We start from the raw sequence: 23,157 nt of genomic DNA on the forward strand, positions 1-23,157 counted from the left end.
ATGATTAGTATTATCATTCCGGCGTATAATGAAGAAGAACAGCTTCCTGTGTTGTTAAAGCATCTCGAAGCTGTTTCCTCGGGTTATATTTCTGAAATATTAATCGTGGATGGTGGAAGTACTGATAATACTGCTGAAATTTCCAGAAATCATCCAAAAGTATTCTATGTACCTTCAGAAAAAGGTAGGGCCGTTCAAATGAATACCGGTGCAAAACTTGCCCGGGGAAAAATACTTTACTTTTTACATGCAGATAGTTTGCCGCCCAAAAATTTTGATTCTTTAATTGTAAATGAATTCAAAAATGGTAATAAGGCCGGCTGTTTTCAAATGAAATTTGATAAAGATCACTGGTGGCTTAATCTAATGGGGCACTTTACAAAAGTGAACCACATTACCTGTAGAGGAGGTGATCAATCCCTGTTTGTTGAAAAAAATCTTTTTGATGAAATTGGTGGTTTTAATGAGACGTACAGGGTATATGAAGACAATGAGATTATTAGAAGACTTTATAAAAAGAAACAGTTTACGGTAATTAAAAGCTGGATCACTACCTCAGCGCGCCTCTACGAAAGAATGGGAGTTTGGAATACACAGTGGTTTTTTATTGAAATTTACTGGAAAAGAAGGCGTGGAGCTTCACCCGAAGAACTCTACAATCACTACTACAAAAGGCTTAGTTCCTGAATTTTTCATAGTATTCTTTAATTATATTTTCAGCAGGTTTATTTTGGGGGGTAAAACGGTTATTATCTAGTCCGCCAGAAGTTTCATGCTGATGCCATTTCCAAATATAACCGCCGGCAAACCAGCTTTGGGTCCAGAACTCTTCATAGATAACTTTCAGCGCCCTCGCTTGTAGACTATGGTTTGTCCCAATAATATCCCTATTTGAATTCCAGGGTTCTTTTAAAGAATAATCAATACTTCTATAACCATATTCTGTAAATACCACCTGCTTATCATAATTAGAAGACAGCTTTTCAAGCATTATTTTATGCTTTTCCCACCCCTGCTTGATCTCTTCTTCAGTAGGAGAAATCTTTTCACTTAAAGGGAAATAAGCATCTACACCAATATAATCTAATTGTTTCCACAGATCTATCTTATCAGCTTTATCCCAGTTTTCGGCATATACCAATTTTCCATTGTAAACTTTTCGAATATCTACAATAAGTTCTTTCCAGAATTGAGGTCTGGAATTTACAAAGTTGTACAATTCTGTGCCAATGCATAAAATCTCAATATGGTGCTTTTCCGAGATCTTTGCATAGAGCATCATGTATTCTTTATACGAAGCTTCAAATTGCTTCCATTCAGCTTCCGAAGAAAATTTGAGATTACCAGTGAAATCCCCATTTCTTAACCAGATGTGAGGCTTCATCATAATTTTCAAATTTTGCTCTTTCAAAAGCAAAATAGCCTGTTCTATGCCCTCAGCTTTTTCGCCAAACCACTGCCGTTCTATATTAAAGATCAATTCAGGGTTTTCCTTATTCCGCATAAAGGCATAGGGCATAAGTGCTACGGCATTAGCATTGATATTTATAATTGGATCCAGATGATTTGAATGAAGGCTGTCCCGGGAAGCTACAAGACTAATCCCGTTGATTTTTTCCTTGTTATTAGAACTCTGGCAGGAACAAAGAAAGAGGGAGCCTATCAGCAATAAATAATTCAGGGAATTTCTGGTAAAGAAAAATTCAAATTTCACGCTTAATTCAAATTAAAATAAAGGGCTTTGCATACTGGTAAAAGCTTGAAATGATCCATGATCAAATTTAATTAGAAATAAGCAAATTAATATCTTAATTAGGTCTTTGATACGACTTTTCCGGGTTTTTCTTATTCACACTTTCAAACTGACGCTGCATTTGTTTCACCGTTAAAGTACTGCCATCAGGACTCCAGCCGGGAGGGCCAAATACGTACATGAATCTTTCTTTAAAATTTTCCCCATTTTTTACATCTTTCCAAATGTCTTTAAATTCATGGGTCAGAATGATCAGCGGATTATAGGAATTGGGAGCATGGGTCACTCCGTATTTTACTTCGATACTTTCATCAAATTCTTTCCAGGTACCAAACATCCTGTCGAAAATATTAAGAATCCCTCCATGATTTTTATCCAGATATTCTACGTTTTGAGAATGGTGTACCTGGTGCATGGTATGCGTATTCAGGAACTTTTCAAAAAAGCCCAATTTGGGAATGTATTGAGAATGTAACTGGAATTGCCATAAGGACTCGATACCTAAACAAATAATAACCATCTCTACCGGAAAACCAATCGCAGGTAACCACATATAAAAGAAAGGTTTATAAACAAGGGTAAACCAGCCATTCCTGATGCCCGTTCCGAGATTAAAATTATCTGAAGAGTGATGTACAATATGTGCGGCCCAGAAAATTCTTATTTCATGATTGGCCCGGTGAAACCAGTAATATGCAAAATCATCTCCAAGCATACATAAACCCCAGAAATACCATTGGTATCCAAAGGATTCATATCCAAAAATATTAGTGTGTACACCATTCACTACGGGATTAAAGAGTGCATACACCGATTCAAATAAGAAAATCATGAAAACCACCTTTAACAGTGGGGATATAATAGCAGTTCCAATTCCCATAGATCCGCTTGCCATAAGATCTTTCCAAGAATATAATTCCTTATTTCCATCATGATGGCTATAAGAAAGTTCTAGTAAGATTAATGCTATAAAGCATGGAACTCCATAAATCAAGGGATTCGTTAAATCCATAAAAAGTACAGGCTAAATTTAATTCAACATTAGATGTAATCTCAGCTTTTTAATTCGTCTAAAAAAGTGAAATAAAAAGTAGGGGCTTAAAGTAATTTAATTATGGAGATTGATCGTATCAATCTTTTATTATTTAGATTAAATTTTGAGATATTAATTTAATCCAGGCTTATCTTGGTAATCCTTAACTTTTCTTATTACTTTACTAAAGTTAATACGTTGGTTTCTTACCTGCTATTCTTCTAGATCATAAAATTAATGAGTCATATTGTAATTATTGGTAACGGAATTTCAGGGATCACTGCTGCGAGGCATATCCGGAAACGTTCCGATCACAGGATTACTGTGGTTTCAGGCGAATCAGATTATTTTTTTTCCCGTACCGCCCTAATGTATGTATATATGGGACATATGAAGTGGGACCACTTAAAACCTTATGAAGACTGGTTTTGGGAGAAGAATAGAATTGAATTAAAGAAAGCCTGGGTAGAACAAATAGATTTTAAGAAAAAGAAATTGCGTTTTTCTTCGGGAGAGCCTTTGGAATATGATAAGCTCGTAATTGCCACAGGTTCTGTTTATAATAAATTTGGTTGGGAGGGACAGGATCTTAAAGGAGTTCAGGGACTGGTTACGAAACAGGACCTTATTGAACTCGAAGAGAATACTCCTTATACAAAAAAAGCCGTTATCATTGGAGGAGGTTTAATTGGTGTTGAGCTTGCTGAAATGCTTAGGACTCGTAAGATAGAAGTTACTTTTTTGGTTCGTGAAAAAGCTTTTTGGAGTAGTGTATTACCGCTTCCAAATGCAAAGCTGATTTCAGACCATATTAAGTCTCATGGGGTAGATCTAAGGCATAATACCGAATTGGATAAAATTCTTTCCGATGAAAATGGAAGAGTAAGAGCTGTGAAAACTAAAGATGGCAAAGAAATAGACTGTCAGCTTGTAGGGCTTTGCGCGGGAGTACGACCTAATATAGACTTTTTAAAAGATTCAGATTTGGAAACCGATAAGGGTATCTTGGTAAATGAATTTCTGGAAACCAATATTCCAGACGTTTATTCTATTGGGGATTGCGCTCAACAAAAAACGACCATAGGTTTAAGAAAACCAGTGGAAGCTGTGTGGTATACAGGGAGAATCATGGGGGAGACACTTGCCTATACTTTAACCGGAGAGCGAACCGCCTATCAACCGGGAAATTGGTTTAATTCAGCTAAATTTTTTGATATAGAGTATCAAACTTATGGCTGGGTTTGGCCGAGGCCGAAAAACAATGAACAACACTTTCACTGGCAACATGAGTCGGGATTAAAAGCCATTACCATTTCCTATAATTCTGAAATCAATGAATTTTTGGGTGTTAACACCTTCGGAATACGAATGAGACAGGAAGTGATAAACCTATGGCTGGACGAACATCGAAAGATAGATCATGTTCTTGCAAACCTGAAACTTGCAAATTTTGATCCCGAGTTTTACGACCGACACGAAAAAGAGATTTTCAGAAGTTTTAAAAATAATTTAGAGAAAGCATACTAATGAGTAGAATTGAACATAATATGGCGCTTACCGGAGAAGCTCCCAAAGCTATTAATACCCAACAAAAGCTCGCTACTTTTTTAGGAATGGCTGGTCTTATCATCCTTCTCCTTGCTTCTTTGAATATAAATTTTCCGAATAAAATTTTGTGGTTAAGTATTTCTTTACTTTCCATAATTACCGGAATTGTTTGGTTTGCCCAGGCTGCTTATGCAGATACACATCCGGGGATCAAAAATGATGGAGTGTGGTTCAAGTCAATGACCAATAGGGGTTACCTAGCCTGGATTGCAGGTATCGCACTCACCGGTTTTTATATTGTTCTTTATTTTTATCCTCAATTTATTGGTTTAAGGGCAGAAGGTGATAATGTAGGTTTAATTGCATTATTTGATCCTTTAAGTAACCTATTAAGCGGAAATCCCGCCAGCCAGTGGTTTGTTTATGGAACCTTATATACGATTGCCATTACTGCTTTCGGGGTAAAGTTTTTCTTAAAATACCGGCATAATAGATATGAAAAGATCAGAACGGTTTCTGTTATGTTTTTCCAGACGTCTTTCGCCTTTCTTATTCCGGAGTTTATGTCGAGATTGAATGGTAAAGGCTTTTCCCTGCCCTATTATGATCTTAAGAATATATGGCCGCTCAATTATTATAATTTTGAACAATATCGCGTAGATGATTTTATTTCTGCAGGGAATATTGGATTGGCGTTATTACTATTCGGGATCGCTTCCATCTTTATAATTACCCCAATTCTAACTTATAAATATGGGAAACGCTGGTACTGTAGCTGGGTTTGTGGTTGTGGAGGTCTGGCTGAAACCGCCGGAGACCCTTACCGTCATTTATCAGATAAAAGCCAGTTTGCCTGGAAAGTAGAAAGATGGGTGGTGCATAGCGTACTGGTTTTTGTAGTGGTAATGACTACCGCTGTTGTTTATTCTTATCTGGGAGACGATCCCGCAAAGTACTGGCTCACAAGGGATGTTTTTCTCATTGGAGTGGGGGTGTTTCTTACTTTACTTTTTGCTGCTATCTGGCATTTTAAGAGAGAAGAACTTGAAAAAGATGCCCGGTATGGCGCAATTGGTTATCTGGTGATTATTCTTTCACTAATCGGTTTTCATTATATGAGCGGAAATAATTTGTTCCTGTTTAATGCTGAAACCCTTAGATCAACCTATGGATTCCTGATTGGAGCGATATTCAGCGGAGTTATTGGTACAGGTTTTTATCCAATCTTCGGAAACAGGGTTTGGTGTAGATTTGGTTGCCCAATGGCAGCGATTCTTGGGTTACAACAAAGGTTGTTTTCAAAATTCCGAATCACCACGAATGGCGGGCAGTGTATTTCCTGCGGAAATTGTTCTACTTACTGTGAAATGGGAATTGATGTTAGGGCATATGCACAGAAAGGTCAGAATATTGTAAGATCCAGTTGCGTTGGTTGCGGAATTTGTTCAGCAGTTTGTCCAAGAGGAGTACTGAAACTCGAAAATGGATCGCAAAAAAATAGGATTGATTCTGAAGATGGTATCTTAGGCGATAATGTAGATCTTCTGGATCTAATCAATCAAAAAAGTAAATAATCTATAAGGTGTAGGCTTATATTCGCACTTCCTGTTAAACTCTGAATTTTGCATACCCCAGTGCCACTTATTATCAAGGTAATTATTCCCGCATTTAATGAAGCTGAATCGATTTCGCATGTGATTTCGGAAATTCCGGATTCAGTAGATGAGGTAATCGTGGTTAGTAATAATTCCACAGATGAGACTGAAGCGAATGCTGAAAGCGCAGGTGCCACGGTATTAACTGAAGCTCAAAAAGGTTATGGTTATGCCTGCTTAAAAGGGATGGATTATATTTCTAAACAAAACCAGAAACCTGATATTATCGTATTTCTTGATGGTGATTATTCCGATTATCCTGATGAGATGTCCAAAATTGTAGATCCAATTATCAATGATGATAAAGATTTTGTAGTAGGGGCAAGAGTTGATGAATGGAGAGAAAAAGGTTCCATGACGCTTCCTCAGAGATTTGGAAACAAACTGGCGACCACATTAATGAAGTTATTCTTCAATTCCAGGTTTACAGATCTTGGTCCATTTAGAGCGATAAAGTATGAAAAATTGCTTCAGCTAAATATGCAAGACAAAACTTACGGGTGGACGGTTGAAATGCAATTGAAAGCTTTACGACAAAATTTAAGTTATGCTGAGGTTCCTGTGCATTATAAAAATAGGATTGGTGTTTCAAAAGTTTCAGGAACCATCAAAGGTGCTATCTTTGCCGGCGTGAAGATTCTTGGTTGGATTTTTAAATACAGTTTTAAATGATCGATTTAGCGGTAATTATAATTTATACACTAGCCTTACTCGCTATTTTTGTTTATAGCCTCTCCCAGCTTCATTTATTAATCAATTATTTAAAGGCAACCAAAGCTACTGATGATGCTGAAAAGTTTGATTTTTCAGAAGATAAATTGCCCATAGTTACAATCCAGCTTCCACTTTATAACGAATATTATGTCGTGGAAAGACTTCTGAAAAATATAGGGAAGATCAATTATCCCAAAGATAAATTGGAGATCCAGGTTTTAGATGATTCTACCGATCATTCTATTGATAAAACTTCAGAAATCATTCTGGAGCTTCAAAATTCAGGTCTCGATATTCAACATATAAGAAGAGAAAATAGAACCGGTTTTAAAGCAGGTGCATTAAAAGAAGGCTTGAAAATAGCTAAAGGGGAATTTGTTGCCGTTTTCGATTCCGATTTTGTTCCAGGTGAAAACTGGCTTATGCAAACACTTCCTTATTTTAAAAATCCAAAAATAGGAGTAGTCCAAACCCGCTGGGGTCACTTAAATAGAGATTATTCTTTGCTTACCAGAATTCAGGCTTTTGCGCTGGACTTTCATTTTATTCTGGAGCAAACAGGTAGAAATTTTGGAAGAAATTTTATCAATTTCAATGGCACTGCGGGAATTTGGAGAAAAGAGTGTATTCTGGATGCCGGTAACTGGAGTGGGGATACTTTAACCGAAGATCTTGATCTAAGTTATCGTGCCCAAATGAAAAACTGGGAATTCAAATATCTTGAAAATGTGGAAACTCCAGCTGAACTTCCCGTAGTAATTAGTGCGGCGAGAAGTCAGCAATTTAGATGGAATAAAGGAGCTGCAGAGAACTTTAAGAAGAATTACGGGAAATTATGGAAGGATAAATCGGTTTCTTTTAGTACCAAATTTCATGGCTTTTTTCATTTATTGAATTCCAGTATGTTTCTAATAGTTTTGCTATTAGGGATTTTGAGCGTTCCGGTGCTTTATATCAAAAATAACAACCCGGACTTTTCGTGGTATTTCAATGTGCTGGCAACTTTTGCGACCAGTACTTTTATATTTTTTGCTTGTTATTACGTAGCCTATTCAAGAATTCATGGTGCCGGTTTTAAAAGTTTTTTGAAATTTATAGGCATGTTTATTACGTTCTTTTCTATTGCTATGGGTTTTTCTGTTCACAATTCACTGGCAGTACTGGAAGGACATTTTGGAAAGAAATCTGAATTTATTAGAACTCCAAAGTTCAATCTTAATTCCGTCAAAGATTCCTGGAAGGGAAATAAATATTTAAGCAATCAGTTTTCAAAAAATATAATTTTAGAAGGACTCTTGTTTCTTTATTTTGGCTTTGCCATATGGAGTGCCTTTAAGTTGAATGATTTTGGCCTGTTGATCTTTCATTTAATGTTATTTACAGGTTTTGGCTTTGTATTCTTTAAAAGTCTGAGAGCATAAATTTTTATATTTTAGCTGAAAGTCTACTGCTCTTTTATGGATTTCAGATTCTTTAAACTTTATAAATTCCCAATCTTGCTGGCGCTTTCTTGCGTAGCTTTTTATTTCTCTTTTGCTTATGGGCTTGAACGGGCAGACTTTATTAGGCTGATAGGTCTTTACGCGGCACTTTTTTATCTAAGCTTTAAACTTATACAGATGCAGAAATTTAATTTCTGGTTTCTGGCAGCGCTGGCTTTAATTTTTAGATTGGTTTTTATTGTTTCCTTACCGGAACTGTCTCAGGATTATTTTCGCTTTATCTGGGATGGGAGGTTAATTGCTGAAGGTTGGAATCCGTATGAATTTATTCCTGATGAATTAATTAGTAAAGCGGAATTTAGCATTTCTAAGCCTATGGAACTAATAAAAGGAATGGGAAGTCTAAGTTCCGGCCATTATTCCAATTATGGGCCTTTAAATCAGTTGATGTTCGCGATTGCAGGTTGGCTTTCGGCTCAAAGTATTTTAGGAGCCGTTGTTATCTTCAGGATATTTATTATTCTTGCAGATCTTGGTACGCTGTTCTTCGGAAGAAAATTATTGAAATCAATTGGATTGCCAGAATATCAAATTTTCTGGTATGTTCTAAATCCATTTATTATTATTGAAATGACTGGGAACTTGCATTTCGAGTCTGTAATGGTTTTCTTTTTAATCTGGTCGCTGTATTTGTTACACCAGCGAAAATGGTTTTGGAGTGCTGTTCTATTCGGACTTTCCATATCTGTAAAATTACTGCCATTATTATTGTTGCCATTATTGTTCAAATATTTCTTTAAGGCTTCGACTGCGCTCAGCCAGACAAATGCTATAAGTGAAGATGAGAATGTTACAGATAAAAGTCATCCTGAGCGTAGTCGAAGGATAGACGGTTTCAAAAGGTTGTTTCTGTATTATGTTGTATGTATTTCAACTGTAGTTGTTTCATTTCTGCCATTTTATTCTGCGGAAGTAGTTTCAAATTTCCTTAGCAGTGTGGGATTATGGTTTGGGAAATTCGAATTCAATGCCAGCATCTATTATATTATAAGGTGGGTTGGGTTCCAGGTTAAGGGTTACAATATTATTGAAACCGTTGGAAAGATCTTACCAATTATTACCATTCTTATAATTCTAGGATTGACCTTTTTGAGGAAATATCAAAATATACAACAGCTTTTGAAAAATATGTTGTTTGCGGTAACCGCCTATTTATTTTTAGCAACTACGGTGCATCCATGGTATCTAGCTATTCCATTAATTCTTAGTGTGTTTACAGAGATGAAATATGTAATCGCATGGTCCATTGTAATTATGGTTAGTTATTACGCCTATTCTAATCCCGATTTCCAGGAGAATCTTTGGTTGGTTGCATTTGAATACCTGGTTGTATTTGGATATATGATTAGAGAGCTATTTTTAAAGTCAGGAAGGATTGTCAAAACTTAGATCTTTGATCATAGGAAAACTAATTTTTTCCGTAAAGCTGGTATTTTTCAATAGCTAGTCCTCTCAATACTTATTTAATTGAAAAAAACATTGAAATGAAATTAGGACTCAATGCTCTCCGTTCGTTCTCCAGATTTTTTCAAGAGGTACATATCTCGCACATAGATAATACCTCCAAAGAAATGGGCGGCCACCAGAACCGGGTCATCTCTGAAAATTCCGTAGGTAAATAATAAAATAGAACCTATAAGACTTAGTACCCAAAACCCCATTGGCAATGAAGATTCTTGAGTCTTTTCAGAATGGTACCACTGGTAAAAAAATCTTGAGGTATAAACTATTTGGCCAATTATTCCCAATGCTATAAGCAGCGCCGTGATATTTTCAGATTTATAAAGATCTGACCATTGTAAGGAGCCCAGAAATAAAATATAAGCGGTAATACCAATTGGAAAAACGATGACCAGAGATTTAAAAAAAATATTCCTGTTATGCCATTCACCTTGTAAATTCAGGTTTCGCCAGTAAATACCATAAATTAAAAACTGTCCAAGCATGATAGCCAGATCTTCCCGCAAATACCCGTAGATAAATAAAAGGATCGAGGCGAGTAGGCTAAGTTTCCAGAAAAGAACCGGAGTCTCTACTTTCTGAGATTTTTCAGATAAAAACCACTGTGAAATGAGCCTGGCAGAGAATAATAATTGCGCTAAAAAACCAATAGTAAATATGGGCCAGTTTTCCATTAGTTAAATATTTATATTCTTCTCAAGATTTTTTTCAAACTCTTATTAAGCATGGTATTCGAACTTACGGCAAAAGAAAAATCTTTAGTATCATTGTTGTCAGAAAGCTCTGCTCTTACCTGAGAAAAAAAGATGCTTGCCTGATCGTTTAAATTAATAATTTCCATTCCTACCGTTACTATATTTTTATCAGATGGATCCAGATTGCCTATAACCATTGATTGTACATCATCACTTTCTTTTTCTGCAATGATATTGATAATATAGTCATAATTACCAGTACTTTGATCCCATTCCTTTATAGTTTCCTGATCTGGGTGAAAGTGGATTTTCGATGGGATAATACGTATTGTTGCTTTTTGCAGGCTTGTAATATTTTTTTGACCTATTTCTTCACCAAATTCTTCAAAAATCATCTCCTGCATATCCAGTCGTACTGCCTCTGGCGCATCAATTGTATTCAATAGATAATTTCCTTTTGGAAATTTAAAATAGTTAGATGAAGTTCGGTCAAATACATAGCTGGGACTATGGCAGGAAATTAGAGTAAAAGAAAGGGCGACAAGTAAAATAAAATATTTTTTCATCTAAAAAGGCCATATTAAAAAAGCTGTTCAATATTACTAATTTAGAAATACTGAACAGCTTTAACTTACTTTAATAATTTGTTAATTACATATCCAGCAGATATGCAAAAACTAAGGGAGCGACGATGGTTGCGTCACTTTCTATAATGTGTTTTGGAGTATCGATGTCTAATTTACCCCAGGTAATCTTCTCATTTGGAACCGCTCCGGAATAGGAACCGTAACTGGTTGTAGAATCTGAAATCTGGCAGAAGTAACTCCAGAAAGGAGTATCTGGTCTTTCCATATCCTGGTATAACATAGGCACTACACAAATTGGGAAATCCCCTGCGATACCACCGCCAATCTGGAAGAATCCAATTCCGTCCTTAGAATTATCAGTATACCAGTCGGCAAGGAAAGTCATATATTCAATACCCGATTTCATGGTGCTTGCTTTTAATTCACCTTTTAAAACATAAGAGGCGAAAATATTCCCAAGCGTAGAATCTTCCCAACCCGGAACTACCATTGGCAGGTTTTTTTCAGCTGCAGCGTACATCCATGAATCTTTCAGGTCTATTTCATAATGCTCTTCCATCACGCCGCTTAATAAAAGCTTATGGAGAAATTCATGCGGAAAAAAACGTTCCCCTTTTTCTTCAGCATCTTTCCAGATCTTGAAAATATGCTCCTGAATTCTTCTAAAAGCTTCTTCTTCAGGAATACAGGTATCGGTCACGCGGTTCAATCCTTTTTCCAGTAAATCCCATTCATCTTGCGGAGTAAGATCACGATAATTTGGAACTCTTTTATAATGTGAATGGGCCACAAGGTTCATTACGTCCTCCTCCAAGTTTGCACCCGTACAGGAGATAATATGAACCTTATCCTGGCGGATCATTTCAGCAAAGATTTTCCCAATTTCGGCTGTACTCATCGCGCCAGCCAGGGAAACCAGCATTTTAGAACCTCCTTCAAGCTGTTTTTCGTAATCTTTCGCAGCATCTACAAGAGCCGCTGCATTAAAATGTAAATAGTATTTCTCAATAAACTGAGATATCTGTCCTTTACTCATCTTCGTCTTGTTCGTTATAATCTTGATATTTGAATTTGTAGCTCAACATTTTATAGTAAAGTTTTGCCGCCAGGAAATCTGACGATTTTTCCTCTTTATTCGGGCATAATTCTACAATGTCAAAGCCTACCACGTTTTTTTTCTTGAACATCATTTTTAGGAATTCCAGCGTTTCATACCAGAACAATCCTCCTGGTTCGGGGGTTCCTGTAGAAGGCATAATGCTTGGGTCCAAAGCATCCAGGTCTATGGTGATAAATACATTAGGCGTCATTTGTCCTATAGCATCTTCCTGCCAGTCTTCATATAGATCATGAGCAAAGTACACCTGATTTTCATCCATATGGTCATTTTCTGAAACATCCATAGAACGAATTCCTACCTGTACTAAATTCGTCGTTTTGCTAGCTTCGTGCATGGCGCATGCATGATTACAGCTGGAGCCTTCATACTCCGGTCTAAGATCGGCATGTGCATCTAGTTGTACTACCGTTAGATCTTCAAAAGACTCGTTAAAAGCTTTGATACTCCCAATAGAGATCGAATGTTCACCCCCAAATAAAGTAACAAACTTGTCCTGCTTAATATAGTTTTTGGTGGTCTTATAAACAGCTTCCACCATCTTTTCCGGAGAAGAATCTTCGGTTACAGGAGGAGCAAGGTAAATACCTTGTCTGTAAACCTCACTTCGAGTCTCAATATCGTACAGCTCCATATTTTCGGAGGCGTTTAAAAATGCCTCAGGGCCTTTATCGGCACCTTTTTGCCAGGTACTGGTCCCATCATAGGGAACAGGAATCAATACCACTTTTGCTTCGTCTATACGAGCGTGTTTATCGGGTATCCCGGCATAATTCTTTTTGCTCATGGCTAATTGAATTGATTAGTTAGTTGATCTTTAAAGTTATAAATATTATTTGTTTCTATCATAACCCAAAATATTCAGCATGTCTTCATGGTTTTGCTCCTCACTGAACAGGCGGGTGTTTAATTGGCCATTTTCATCTTTGTTTATCAAAATATGTTTCGGCTGCGGAATTAAACAATGCTGTAATCCACCAAAACCACCAATAGTATCCTGGTAAGCTCCGGTATTAAAAAATCCTATGTATAAAGGCTTTTCCTTTTTGAATTTTGGAAGGTAAATGGCATTTGTGTGTTGTTCAGAATTATAATAATCGTCACTATCACAGGTAAGCCCACCTAAAAGTACCCTTTCATATTCATCATTCCAGCGATTCACCGCCAGCATCACAAATTTCTTGCTGATCGCCCAGGTATCTGGCAAAGTGGTAATGAAAGATGAATTGATCATATTCCATTTTTCACGATCGTTCTGTTGTTTCTGATATAAAACTTCATAGATCGCTCCCCCACTTTCTCCTACGGTAAAGCTTCCAAATTCAGTAAAAATATTTGGAACGTCAACTTCAGCATCATCACAGGTTAGTTTAATGTGATTGATGATCTCATCAACCATATAAGCATAATCATATTCGAAAGCCAGGGAGTTTTTAATAGGAAAACCACCACCAATATTCAGGCTGTCCAGGTGTGGCGCAACCTTTTTTAGTGCAATGTAAACTTTTAAACATTTATTTAATTCGTTCCAGTAATAGGCCGTATCACGAATCCCGGTATTGATGAAAAAATGTAGCATTTTCAATTCTACCTGATCGTTTTCCTTGATCTGCTTATTGTAGAACGGGACAATGTTTTTGTATCCTATTCCAAGTCTGGAAGTATAAAATTCGAATTTTGGTTCTTCTTCAGAAGCGATCCGAATTCCCACCTGGAATTTGTCATCGATCTTTTCTGAAAGCAGGTCTAATTCTTCATAATTGTCAATTATAGGAAGGCAGTTCTTATGCCCGCCATTTAATAACCGACTGATATTTTCTATATATTGATCTCTTTTGAAACCATTACAAATTACCCATCTGTCATCTGAAATTTTCCCCGCTTTTTTCAGCTTCTCCACAATATTAATGTCGAATGCAGAAGAAGTTTCAATATGAATATCATTTTTAAGAGCTTCATTTAAAACATGCTCAAAATGGGAGCTTTTGGTACAATAACAATAATTGTAAGATCCCTTATAATCATGCTTTTCAATGGCTGATTTAAACCAGTCTTTAGCACGATTTATATTTTGAGATATCTTTGGTAAGTAGGTAAATTTTAAAGGAGCTCCATATGTTCGAACTAATTCCATAAGGTCTATATCATGGAATTTTAATTCGGCTCCGTCCAGATTGAATTCTTCCTGAGGGAAGTAATAAGTCTGGTCTATTAGATCGCTGTATTTAGTATTCAATTTCCTAAAAAGATTTAAGGCTAAAAATTAGATAATAATTTATAGGGTCGAAAGAATCAACTGGTAAATTAATGTTAAGAATAAAATCTGATAACCCGTTTATCTGATCAAAAAGATGATGACCATTAGGGGTTTGAAATGCTGAAGTAACTTCAGACTTAAAAGGAAAAATTCTGTCCAATTAAATAAAATCCAAAAGAAACTATCTACAAAGTCAAAATTTCGTCAAGCTGAAATAAATTCAGGAAGACGCTTTTTTACTTTTTAGACTGCTTCGGTTTTTGACTAAGTAAATGTATTAAAAAAACAGAATGGAAAACCTAAAAATATAATTAATGCATCCCGAGGTTTATTACCTCTTGTTTAGTAAGATTACGATGTCTTCCGCGAGGTAGATCTTTCTTGGTAAGACCGCCAAAAACAACACGATCCAGGCTCTCTACTTCATAACCTAAACTTTTGAAAATACGTGTTACAATATGTTCTTTAATGCTGTAAAGTTCAATGCCTACTTCATTATGAGGCTTGTCTTCAATAAAGCTTATACTAGTAATGAGTACTTTGGAACCTTCAATATAAACACCTTTCTCAATGCCTTCGAGGTCTTCCTTAGTTAAATTTTTATTTAGAGTGACCTGATATATCTGTCTGATCCCATTCTTTGGTTTAGCCAGTTTCTTTGCAAGCGTGCCATCATTTGTGAAAAGCAAAAGGCCTTTTGCCTGATTATCCAGTTTCCCTACCGGACTTACTTTAGCGCTGGTAGTTCTTGCAACTAGCTCCATAACAGTTTTCCCACCTTTTTCGGGGTTTCCGGTCACAAAAAAGCCTGCAGGTTTATTAAGCAGAATATATTCCGGCTTTTCCGGGTTTAATCTTCTTCCGTCAAAGCGTACATCATCTTCCAGCTTTACACGGTACCCCATTTCTGTAATAGATTTACCATTTACGGTAACATTTCCGGCTGCGATATACATGTCGGCATCACGACGAGAACAAACCCCGGAATTAGCAATGTATTTATTTAGACGAATCCCGTCAGAATTCGTTAACGGGCTTTTCTCCATTTTTGGTTTCACTGGCGCATTTCCACGGGCATGAGATTTTTTTCTTTCTCCACCACCTTGTCTTCCGCTCTGTTTTCCACTCGAAGATCTATCGCCCCTGCTACCTGAAGATTTATTGTTTCTGTTGCCCGAAGATCTGTCGTTTCTACTCATCGCTAAATTTTTTGCAAAGATACATTATCCCCAATGAGCAAGCTAAGTATTTGAGAAAAGTTTTAGGATGAGCGGGTTATCCTAAAATACCCGGTTTAGAACTTCATCAATATCAATTAATAAGATGCTGAAAACCCCTGTAACGATAATTAGTTTTAGAATGTTATGAAGTAAGAGGTACTGCCATTTTGCTTTGCTGAAATAAAGCATTAGAAGAAAGATCACCAACAGTATAAAAGAAGCATAGAAATAATAATCCATATATCCTGTTTCAAACTTGGTAACCAAAAGAAAAATAGGAATTATTGCCAGGACGCTACAAACAGACAGAAAAAATTTACTCCATTTTTCTCCATATACAAGAGGGATCGTTTGATAATTCTGGACAAGATCTCCCTGCATATTTTCCAGATCTTTTACAAGCTCCCGCATTACAATCATCAGGTAAAGAAAGGTAGCATGGATAAATATTACGGTTTCGAAATTCTTGTAATAAACGAAAATCACAAAAAACGGAGTGATCGTTAAAATGGAGGCAACAAGATTACCCAGAAAAATAATCTTTTTGAGACGGTGTGAATACAGCCAGATAATAAAAATATATATAGAAAAGAAGACTACGGCTCTAAACGAAACATAGCTGGCAAAAAAGATTGCCGCAAAATTTAGAATAAAATATACAGATAATTTGGTTCGCTGACTAACCACACGATCCAGCATCGTTTTTTTAGGCCTGTTGATAAGGTCTTTTTCGCTATCGTAAAAGTTATTGATAATATAACCGGAAGCGATCACACTTGAAGATGCCAGAATCAAAAAGAAAAGGTTGGCATCAAAAAGAACCTCCCTAAGGGGTTTATCATGAGCCAGTATAAAAGCCGAAGTCAGGTATTGAGCTATGGCAACCACCAGAATGTTGTAACCTCTGACTACAGAAAAAAGACTGAAAATCTTCAGTAGCAAGCGCTTATTCGCAGTGGAAGGCATAAGTAGATTTTAGAAGTTATATACTACTTCTAAATTATAATCTTTAAGAGCTTTTCTGGCCTTGTCTATATCTTCTGTAAAACCAAGAATATAGCCTCCGCCACCAGAACCGCAAAGTTTTAAATAATAATCATTTGTTTCGATCCCATTTTTCCAAAGTTTATGAAATTTAGCAGGAATCATCGGCTTAAAGTTGTCAAGAACAGTATGTGAGAGTTTCTTTACGTTTGAAAATAAAGATTTTACATCTCCTTTTAAGAAATCATCTACACAGGCATCGGTTTGTTTTACAAACTGATCTTTCAGCATTTTTCTGAAAGGTTCCTGTTTCATGTTTTCCATAAAAATGCTCACCATTGGGCCTGTTTCACCGGTAATACCACTATCTAAAAGAAATACTGCCCCGGTTCCGTTTTCAGTCTGAGAAGGAATTCCTGCAGGTTCTATATTTTCTTTTGAATTAATAAGGATTGGAATGCTTAAATAAGAATTAAGCGGATCCAGACCTGAAGATTTTCCGTGGAAAAAAGATTCCATTTCTCCGAAAATCTTTTTCAGCTTCAATAATTTATCTCTGGTTAGATTTTCAAGAACGGTGATCTTATCTGTAGCATATTTGTCATAGATAGCAGCTACCAAAGCGCCACTGCTTCCCACTCCATATCCTTGCGGAATACTTGAGTCAAAATACATTCCATTGGAAATGTCTTCTCGAATTGAATCAAGATCAAAATGGACTAATTCAGGATTGTTCTCCTGCAGAGCTTCGAGGTATGCGGCAAATTTTCTAAGGTTCTCGTTAGACTTCTTTGCTTCTTCTCCCAGATTTTCATCTAGTTTAAGCGCTCCATTATAGAAGTTATAAGGAATAGATAAACCCTTGGAATCTTTAATGATCCCATATTCTCCGAAGAGAAGGATTTTTGAGTAAAATAGAGGTCCTTTCATCTAGACTGGGTGTTTAATTCTTGATTATAATGTAACATTCCGTAGGCGGAAAGGTCTTCGTCCAGCTCCTTCCAATGTACGCCGTAACCGCTCGGAGAAATTGAGAAATTTAAACGTTCTTTTTCAGATGCATTTAAGAGTTTAGGATACCATTTTAGGGGTGCTCCAATTTCCCGACCATCTTCAAGATCAAAAAAAACTTTTTCATCTCTAAAGAAAACTTTATTAATTTTAATATTTGAGTCTACAACTGTATTCATATAGAATAAAATTCATCCCACTTTCTAATAAAGAAGAAACGCTGATTGGTTACAGTTTTAATAATTACAGTTAAATCCTTCTTTTTCAAATTGAAAGCATTAATCAAAGTTAATGAATCTAATTCAATTTTAGCTTCTCCGCCTTTTCCTTCTACGTGAATATGTTTTGGTAGATGCTCATTGGAGTAAAAGAAATATCTAAATCCATTTTTCTTTAATAGAGTAGGCATCAGGATAATTTTTTTGCACCATCACCAACCTGGTCGCAAATATAATGTGCGTTTTGACAATACACAACTAACTCATTCTTAATGAATTCTAAAACTTCATCTTTATGTTTGTCAGGATATAAGAGATGCACGTTTGCTCCGGCATCTAAGGTAAAACAAGCCGGAATCTTGGTGGCTTCTCTAAATTCCCAAATCTTATTGATGATTTCTAAAGTGTTTGGTTTCATTAAAATGAAATAGGGCTGGCTACTCATCATCATGGCATGAAGGCTTAAGGCTTCTCTTTCCACAATTTTAATGAATGCTGATAAATCTCCCGATTTCAAGACCGGAATTAATTTCTTCAGATTCTCATTAGCCTGTTCAAAACGTTTCTCAGCAAATGGATGGCCATGCATAAGATCGTGACCTATCGTACTGCTTACCTGTTTTTCCCCTTTATCTACCAGTAGAATAGTGTCTTGATAATTCTTGAAATTCTTATGAACCTGATGTGGGTATTCAATTGCATAAAGATCTGAAGAGCTCTCAATATATTCATGTTTTCCCCAAACTACGAGCTCACCGGCTATACTTCTGGAAGCACTTCCCGATCCTAATCTTGCGAGAAATGAGGCCTTTCTATTGAATTGTTCTTTATCAATCTTAGGATTTAACTCTTTTTCCAGTTGCATTAAACAAAGTGCCAGCGCACTCATACCACTTGCTGAAGATGCAATCCCGCTGCTATGGGGAAAAGAATTTTCACTATGGATCTCAAAATAATAATCCTTCAGGTATGGGCAATAAGCCTCAATACGCTCAAAGAATTTTCTAATTTTCGGTTTAAAATCTTCTTTTTCTTTTCCTTCAAAAAAAAAGTCGAAATCAAAATTACCTGGATTTTCCTTCTTTTTAAATTTAAGGGTCGTAGTACTTTTGCAATGGTCCAAAGTAAAACTTATTGAAGGGTTTGCAGGGATTTGATTTTCGAGTTTCCCCCAATATTTTATCAATGCAATGTTGCTTGGGGATTGCCAGGTAAACTCACCCGATTCAATATTCGTAGTATATTCTGAAGGAATAAATTCCATTTGGGTCATCCTCATAATTTTTGCCAAAGTTAAACTTTTATGGATTGGAATCGTAGCTAAACAATCCAAATAAATTCCTATTTTAGTAATATCAACCGGCCAAATATGACCAAAAAACTATTTATAAGGAGTTCTTTTGCGGTGGGAATTTGTCTCGTCTTTGGCTTTATGGGTATTATCGCGACCCAGACCGGGATTACCGAATGGTATCCTTCTTTATTAAAACCCTGGTTCCATATTGAAGTAGAGCTTTTTAGTATTATCTGGATTTTGATGTATGTGCTAATGGGGGTTGCCGCAGGGATTGTTTGGAGCAAAGGTTTTTATCACAAATGGGTGAAAACAGCTTTATATCATTTCTTATTTCAACTACTGTTAAACGGCTTCTGGTTTTTATTATTCTTTGCCCTGGAGAAACCATTTTTAGCCCTGCTCGATCTTATAACCTTATTTATTCTTGTCGTTTTCACCATAAGGTGGTTTAGAATCGTAAATATAAGAGCCGCCTATTTACTAACACCCTATGCCGCATGGGTGCTGTTTATGATTGCAATAAATTTTGAGATATGGAGGCTTAACTCATAGCCTTTGCGGCGAGGTATCCACCGGTCCAGGCATTCTGAAAGTTGAAGCCACCAGTAATTGCATCTATATTTAAAATTTCCCCGGCAAAATAAAGGTCTTTAAGAAGTTTACTTTCGAAAGTTTTAAAATCGACTTCTTTTAGATCTACTCCTCCGGCAGTTACAAATTCTTCTTTAAAAGTGCTTTTACCGTTTACATTAAAAACTGCAGAGGTAAGTTCTTCTGCAAGTTTTTTAAGCTGATCTTTATTGAGATCAGCCCACTTCGTATCGGTCTCTATTTTTGCTGCGGAAACTATACTCTGCCAGAGTCTTTTTGGTAGATCAAATTGTGGTCTGGTAGAAACTTGTTGTTTTGAAATTGAAAATTTCAATTCTTTCAGGTCGTTTAAAATATCTGTTTTGGTATATCCCGGGAGCCAGTTTACCTGAATATCGAACTTATAATCGAGCATGTTTAGTCCTCTAGCGCCCCAGGCTGATAGTTTTAAGATTGCGGGACCGCTCATTCCCCAATGTGTGATTAAGAGGGGGCCTGAGCTTTCCAGGTTTTCATTTAAAATTTTTACTTCAGCATCAGTAGCAATTCCGGCAATTCCTTTAATTCTGTTATCCTGAATATTAAAAGTAAAGAGAGAGGGTACAGCGTCTACAATATGATGTCCCATTTTTTGAAGTAAATTCCACACCTTTGAATTACTGCCGGTCGCAAGCATTAATTTCGAAGATTTAAAACTTGTGCTATTCGTATTTATTTGCCAGAAGTCCTGTTCTCTCGAAAAATTCTTCAGGCTTTGTCCTTTTTGAATTTCAATATTCAGTTTTTTACATTCTTTGGTGAAGCAGTCTATAATAGTTTGAGAACTATCGGTGATCGGGAACATCCTGCCGTCTTCTTCGGTTTTTAGTTCTATTCCGCGTTCATTGAACCATGCTATTGTATCGCCCGTCATGAAATTATGAAAAGGTCCGCGAAGTTCTTTTTCTCCACGGGGATATTTTTTTACAAGTTCAGCAGGAATGAATTCGGCATGAGTAACATTACAGCGGCCTCCTCCGGAAACTTTTACTTTTGTAAGTACTTCTTTTCCTCTTTCGAGAATTAGAATTTTAAGTTCAGGATTATTTTCAGCAGCATTCATAGCCGTGAAAAAACCTGCGGCACCACCACCCACGATAATTATATCAAATTGCTTCAAATTTCACTCTTTTAATCTGAAACAAAAGTAGGGAGATAAAAAGTGATTCAGAAATATGGTTTTATGGATTCAGGTTTAGAACCGGGTTGTGCAGACGATTTGGATAATCTGAAATTATTCCATCCACCCCAAAATCTATCATTCTTTTAATGTCTTCCCTTTCATTAACGGTCCATACATTTACCTTAAAACCTGCATCCTGACTTAGTTTGGTATTGTCCCTGGTTATAATTCCCAAAGAAGGATGTATAGTCCATGCGTTAAGACGCTTTCCCAATTCTATCGCCTCTGGTACACTTGCCTTGCTAAGAATGGCTATTGGTGCCTGTTCATCGTTATTGCGAACTTCAAAAAGTTCATTTTTCTGAAAACTTGAAATGATAAAATCTGAATAGTTCCATGTTCCTTCAGTAATTTTTTTCTTTAATAACATACAAACAGGAGTTGCGGTATTTAAACCTTTCAACTCAATATTAATCAGGCATTTTCCTTCAATAAGATCAAGGACTTCAGTTAACAGCGGAATTTTAAAATGGTTTTCTACTTTAAGTTTACTTAGTTCTTCAGCGGATTTTTTCGCAATTTCCCCACTCCCGTTGGTAGTTCTATCTAAGGTGAAATCATGAATTACCCAAAGTTCACCGCTCGCACATTTATGCACATCAATTTCTATCATATCCACCCCAATATCTAAAGCTTTTTGTATGCTTTCCAAAGTGTTTTCTGCAACGTGAGCTTTTGCTCCCCTATGTCCTATTTTTAGAAAATTGTTCATGTTCAAAAATATTCAAATAATCCATTCCAATTATTTTTTAATGCTATCAGTTTTAAAACACTAAGATTTAGAAAGGATTAAGACTGCTTAACATTTATTTTGCTGAAAAGCACAGTAATTTAGAGGTATAGCCGGAACAAGTTAATTTTTCATTCCTCAGTGGTTATTCAGTCAATAACAAAAGTGTAATTTTAAAAGTATGAGTAAACCTGAAAAATTTCCAGAACAAGACCAGAGCCAGCCCGGAGATGAGTATAAAATGTATCCGGAACCGGAAATTATAAGAGAAGATTATAAAGGTAGTGATAAGCTAAAAGGAAAAACAGCACTAATCACTGGAGGAGATAGTGGGATTGGTCGTAGTGCTGCCGTGCATTTTGCCCGGGAAGGTGCGAATGTAGCTATTGTATATCTGGAAGAAACGGAAGATGCACTGGAGACAAAGAAGCTAATTGAAATAGAAGGAGGAAATTGCCTTATAATTTCTGGGGATCTTAAAGAAGAGAGTTTTTGCAGAGAGGTTATAAAAAATGTTATCAATGAATTTGGGCAGCTGGATGTTGTAGTTAACAATGCTGCAATGCAGTTTCCAAAATCTAAAGTAGAAGATATAACTTCTGCGCAGTTTGATGAGACCTTTCGAACCAATATTTATCCTTATTTCTATATAGTAAAGGAGTCTCTTAGCTATTTGAAAGAAGGTGGGGTAATTATAAATACTACTTCGGTAACAGCCTATAGGGGTAGTGAACATTTACTGGATTATTCAAGTACAAAAGGAGCAATAGTGAGCTTTACCCGTTCTTTGTCTAAAATGTTAGTGAAAAGGAAAATACGCGTGAATGCTGTAGCCCCAGGCCCAATCTGGACACCATTAATTCCATCTACTTTTGATAATATTTCAGATTTTGGCAAAGATGTACCTATGGAGCGTGCAGGACAGCCTAGTGAAGTTGGTCCCGCATATGTGTTTTTAGCCTGCAAGGATAGTAGTTATATTACTGGCCAGGTGATACATGTTAATGGGGGAGAAATAATAGGAAGTTAAAAGAATTGATATGGAAAAATGGTTTGTTTTTGATTTAGAGTCTTTTGTGGCAATAGTCCTTACTGCGATTGGGATTTATATAGCAATTATTGTTTATACAAGAATAGCTGGAAAGCGAAGTTTCTCGAAGATGTCTAGTTTTGACTTTGCCATGACCGTAGCTTTGGGTTCCATGATTGCAACCACCGTACTGTCTAAAAGTGTAAGCCTCTGGGAAGGAGTTGTGGGATTAGGGATTGTTTATATTCTTCAAATTTTAGTTGCAATTCTTAGAAGATACAAAATAGTGAGAGATGTGGTAGATAATGCTCCGCTTATGTTGATGGACGGAAAAAATATACTTCATCATAACCTCAAGAAGGCGAGGGTTACCGAGGAAGATCTGCGTTCAAAACTAAGGGAAGCTAATGTGTTGCGATTAAAAGAAGTAAGAGCCGTGATCTTTGAAGCGACAGGAGATATTTCAGTATTGCATACTGGAGATATGGATGAGGAGCTTGAAGACTGGTTAATAAAAGGTGTAGATAGGTAA

At 36.4% G+C, this 23,157-nt stretch carries 24 protein-coding genes; 9 read left to right on the forward strand and 15 right to left on the reverse strand.

Annotated features, from left to right (window positions below):
• Window positions 1–687, forward strand: coding sequence for a TIGR04283 family arsenosugar biosynthesis glycosyltransferase (locus GFO_RS17050; RefSeq protein WP_011711452.1), 687 nt, complete (start codon window positions 1–3; stop codon window positions 685–687).
• On the opposite strand, the gene GFO_RS17055 is transcribed toward GFO_RS17050, so the two are convergent.
• Window positions 677–1,714, reverse strand: coding sequence for a glycoside hydrolase family 113 (locus tag GFO_RS17055; protein ID WP_011711453.1), 1,038 nt, complete (start codon window positions 1,712–1,714; stop codon window positions 677–679). The genes GFO_RS17050 and GFO_RS17055 overlap by 11 nt on opposite strands.
• 94 nt (window positions 1,715–1,808) lie before the next feature.
• Window positions 1,809–2,765 carry a sterol desaturase family protein gene (locus GFO_RS17060; RefSeq protein WP_011711454.1) on the reverse strand — a complete coding sequence of 319 codons (957 nt, stop codon included), beginning with the start codon at window positions 2,763–2,765 and terminating at the stop codon, window positions 1,809–1,811.
• A gap of 258 nt (window positions 2,766–3,023) precedes the next feature.
• Here GFO_RS17060 and GFO_RS17065 point away from each other — a divergent pair, with 258 nt between their 5' ends.
• From GFO_RS17065 to GFO_RS17085, 5 genes are all read left to right on the forward strand, one after another.
• Entirely contained in the window at window positions 3,024–4,313 is a 1,290-nt protein-coding gene (locus GFO_RS17065; RefSeq protein WP_011711455.1) for an NAD(P)/FAD-dependent oxidoreductase, read from the forward strand.
• The gene (locus GFO_RS17070; protein ID WP_011711456.1) at window positions 4,313–5,908 is read left to right on the forward strand and encodes a 4Fe-4S binding protein; all 1,596 of its coding nucleotides are present in this window, start codon (window positions 4,313–4,315) and stop codon (window positions 5,906–5,908) included. The genes GFO_RS17065 and GFO_RS17070 overlap by 1 nt, the downstream gene beginning before the upstream one ends.
• 48 nt (window positions 5,909–5,956) lie before the next feature.
• Window positions 5,957–6,661, forward strand: a complete 705-nt coding sequence (locus tag GFO_RS17075; RefSeq protein ID WP_011711457.1) for a glycosyltransferase family 2 protein — start codon at window positions 5,957–5,959, stop codon at window positions 6,659–6,661.
• The gene (locus tag GFO_RS17080; RefSeq protein WP_011711458.1) at window positions 6,658–8,124 is read left to right on the forward strand and encodes a cellulose synthase family protein; all 1,467 of its coding nucleotides are present in this window, start codon (window positions 6,658–6,660) and stop codon (window positions 8,122–8,124) included. Before GFO_RS17075 ends, GFO_RS17080 begins: the two co-directional genes overlap by 4 nt.
• A gap of 198 nt (window positions 8,125–8,322) precedes the next feature.
• A complete protein-coding gene (locus GFO_RS17085; protein WP_229664744.1) occupies window positions 8,323–9,594 on the forward strand; it encodes an MptA/MptB family glycosyltransferase in 1,272 nt (423 codons plus the stop codon).
• A 101-nt stretch (window positions 9,595–9,695) separates the two neighbouring features.
• Here GFO_RS17085 and GFO_RS17090 read toward each other — a convergent pair whose 3' ends face one another.
• From GFO_RS17090 to GFO_RS17140, 11 genes are all read right to left on the reverse strand, one after another.
• Window positions 9,696–10,340: a lipid-A-disaccharide synthase N-terminal domain-containing protein gene (locus tag GFO_RS17090; RefSeq protein ID WP_011711460.1), complete on the reverse strand. Its 645-nt coding sequence runs from the start codon at window positions 10,338–10,340 to the stop codon at window positions 9,696–9,698.
• A gap of 11 nt (window positions 10,341–10,351) precedes the next feature.
• A complete protein-coding gene (locus GFO_RS17095) occupies window positions 10,352–10,927 on the reverse strand; it encodes a hypothetical protein (RefSeq protein ID WP_011711461.1) in 576 nt (191 codons plus the stop codon).
• A gap of 85 nt (window positions 10,928–11,012) precedes the next feature.
• The gene (locus GFO_RS17100; protein ID WP_011711462.1) at window positions 11,013–11,984 is read right to left on the reverse strand and encodes a deoxyhypusine synthase family protein; all 972 of its coding nucleotides are present in this window, start codon (window positions 11,982–11,984) and stop codon (window positions 11,013–11,015) included.
• The gene (gene speB / locus GFO_RS17105; RefSeq protein WP_011711463.1) at window positions 11,977–12,852 is read right to left on the reverse strand and encodes an agmatinase; all 876 of its coding nucleotides are present in this window, start codon (window positions 12,850–12,852) and stop codon (window positions 11,977–11,979) included. The genes GFO_RS17100 and speB overlap by 8 nt, the downstream gene beginning before the upstream one ends.
• 45 nt (window positions 12,853–12,897) lie before the next feature.
• On the reverse strand, window positions 12,898–14,301 hold the full coding sequence (locus tag GFO_RS17110) for an arginine decarboxylase (RefSeq protein ID WP_011711464.1): 1,404 nt from the start codon (window positions 14,299–14,301) through the stop codon (window positions 12,898–12,900).
• A 332-nt stretch (window positions 14,302–14,633) separates the two neighbouring features.
• Window positions 14,634–15,521 (reverse strand): pseudouridine synthase, encoded by an 888-nt coding sequence (locus GFO_RS17115; RefSeq protein WP_011711466.1) that lies wholly within the window; start codon window positions 15,519–15,521, stop codon window positions 14,634–14,636.
• An 81-nt stretch (window positions 15,522–15,602) separates the two neighbouring features.
• Window positions 15,603–16,508 carry a geranylgeranylglycerol-phosphate geranylgeranyltransferase gene (locus GFO_RS17120; protein WP_011711467.1) on the reverse strand — a complete coding sequence of 302 codons (906 nt, stop codon included), beginning with the start codon at window positions 16,506–16,508 and terminating at the stop codon, window positions 15,603–15,605.
• Window positions 16,509–16,517: 9 nt separating this feature from the next.
• Window positions 16,518–17,456, reverse strand: coding sequence for a mevalonate kinase family protein (locus tag GFO_RS17125; RefSeq protein WP_011711468.1), 939 nt, complete (start codon window positions 17,454–17,456; stop codon window positions 16,518–16,520).
• Window positions 17,453–17,716: a DUF2442 domain-containing protein gene (locus tag GFO_RS17130; protein WP_011711469.1), complete on the reverse strand. Its 264-nt coding sequence runs from the start codon at window positions 17,714–17,716 to the stop codon at window positions 17,453–17,455. The genes GFO_RS17125 and GFO_RS17130 overlap by 4 nt, the downstream gene beginning before the upstream one ends.
• Window positions 17,713–17,946: a DUF4160 domain-containing protein gene (locus GFO_RS17135; RefSeq protein WP_011711470.1), complete on the reverse strand. Its 234-nt coding sequence runs from the start codon at window positions 17,944–17,946 to the stop codon at window positions 17,713–17,715. Before GFO_RS17135 ends, GFO_RS17130 begins: the two co-directional genes overlap by 4 nt.
• Entirely contained in the window at window positions 17,946–19,028 is a 1,083-nt protein-coding gene (locus tag GFO_RS17140; protein ID WP_041250178.1) for a diphosphomevalonate decarboxylase, read from the reverse strand. The genes GFO_RS17135 and GFO_RS17140 overlap by 1 nt, the downstream gene beginning before the upstream one ends.
• Before the next feature lie 96 nt (window positions 19,029–19,124).
• On the opposite strand from GFO_RS17140, the gene GFO_RS17145 reads away from it, so the two are divergent.
• Window positions 19,125–19,604 carry a TspO/MBR family protein gene (locus GFO_RS17145; RefSeq protein ID WP_011711472.1) on the forward strand — a complete coding sequence of 160 codons (480 nt, stop codon included), beginning with the start codon at window positions 19,125–19,127 and terminating at the stop codon, window positions 19,602–19,604.
• Here GFO_RS17145 and GFO_RS17150 read toward each other — a convergent pair.
• Both GFO_RS17150 and GFO_RS17155 read right to left on the reverse strand, forming a co-directional pair.
• Window positions 19,594–20,802: a BaiN/RdsA family NAD(P)/FAD-dependent oxidoreductase gene (locus GFO_RS17150; protein WP_011711473.1), complete on the reverse strand. Its 1,209-nt coding sequence runs from the start codon at window positions 20,800–20,802 to the stop codon at window positions 19,594–19,596. The two genes, GFO_RS17145 and GFO_RS17150, sit on opposite strands and share 11 nt — an antisense overlap.
• Before the next feature lie 61 nt (window positions 20,803–20,863).
• Entirely contained in the window at window positions 20,864–21,577 is a 714-nt protein-coding gene (locus tag GFO_RS17155; protein WP_011711474.1) for a glycerophosphodiester phosphodiesterase, read from the reverse strand.
• A gap of 199 nt (window positions 21,578–21,776) precedes the next feature.
• On the opposite strand from GFO_RS17155, the gene GFO_RS17160 reads away from it, so the two are divergent.
• Both GFO_RS17160 and GFO_RS17165 read left to right on the forward strand, forming a co-directional pair.
• Window positions 21,777–22,625, forward strand: a complete 849-nt coding sequence (locus GFO_RS17160; protein ID WP_011711475.1) for an SDR family oxidoreductase — start codon at window positions 21,777–21,779, stop codon at window positions 22,623–22,625.
• A 10-nt stretch (window positions 22,626–22,635) separates the two neighbouring features.
• The gene (locus tag GFO_RS17165; RefSeq protein ID WP_011711476.1) at window positions 22,636–23,157 is read left to right on the forward strand and encodes a DUF421 domain-containing protein; all 522 of its coding nucleotides are present in this window, start codon (window positions 22,636–22,638) and stop codon (window positions 23,155–23,157) included.

It is taken from the genome of Christiangramia forsetii KT0803 (assembly GCF_000060345.1).
Classification (GTDB): Bacteria; Bacteroidota; Bacteroidia; order Flavobacteriales; family Flavobacteriaceae; genus Christiangramia; species Christiangramia forsetii.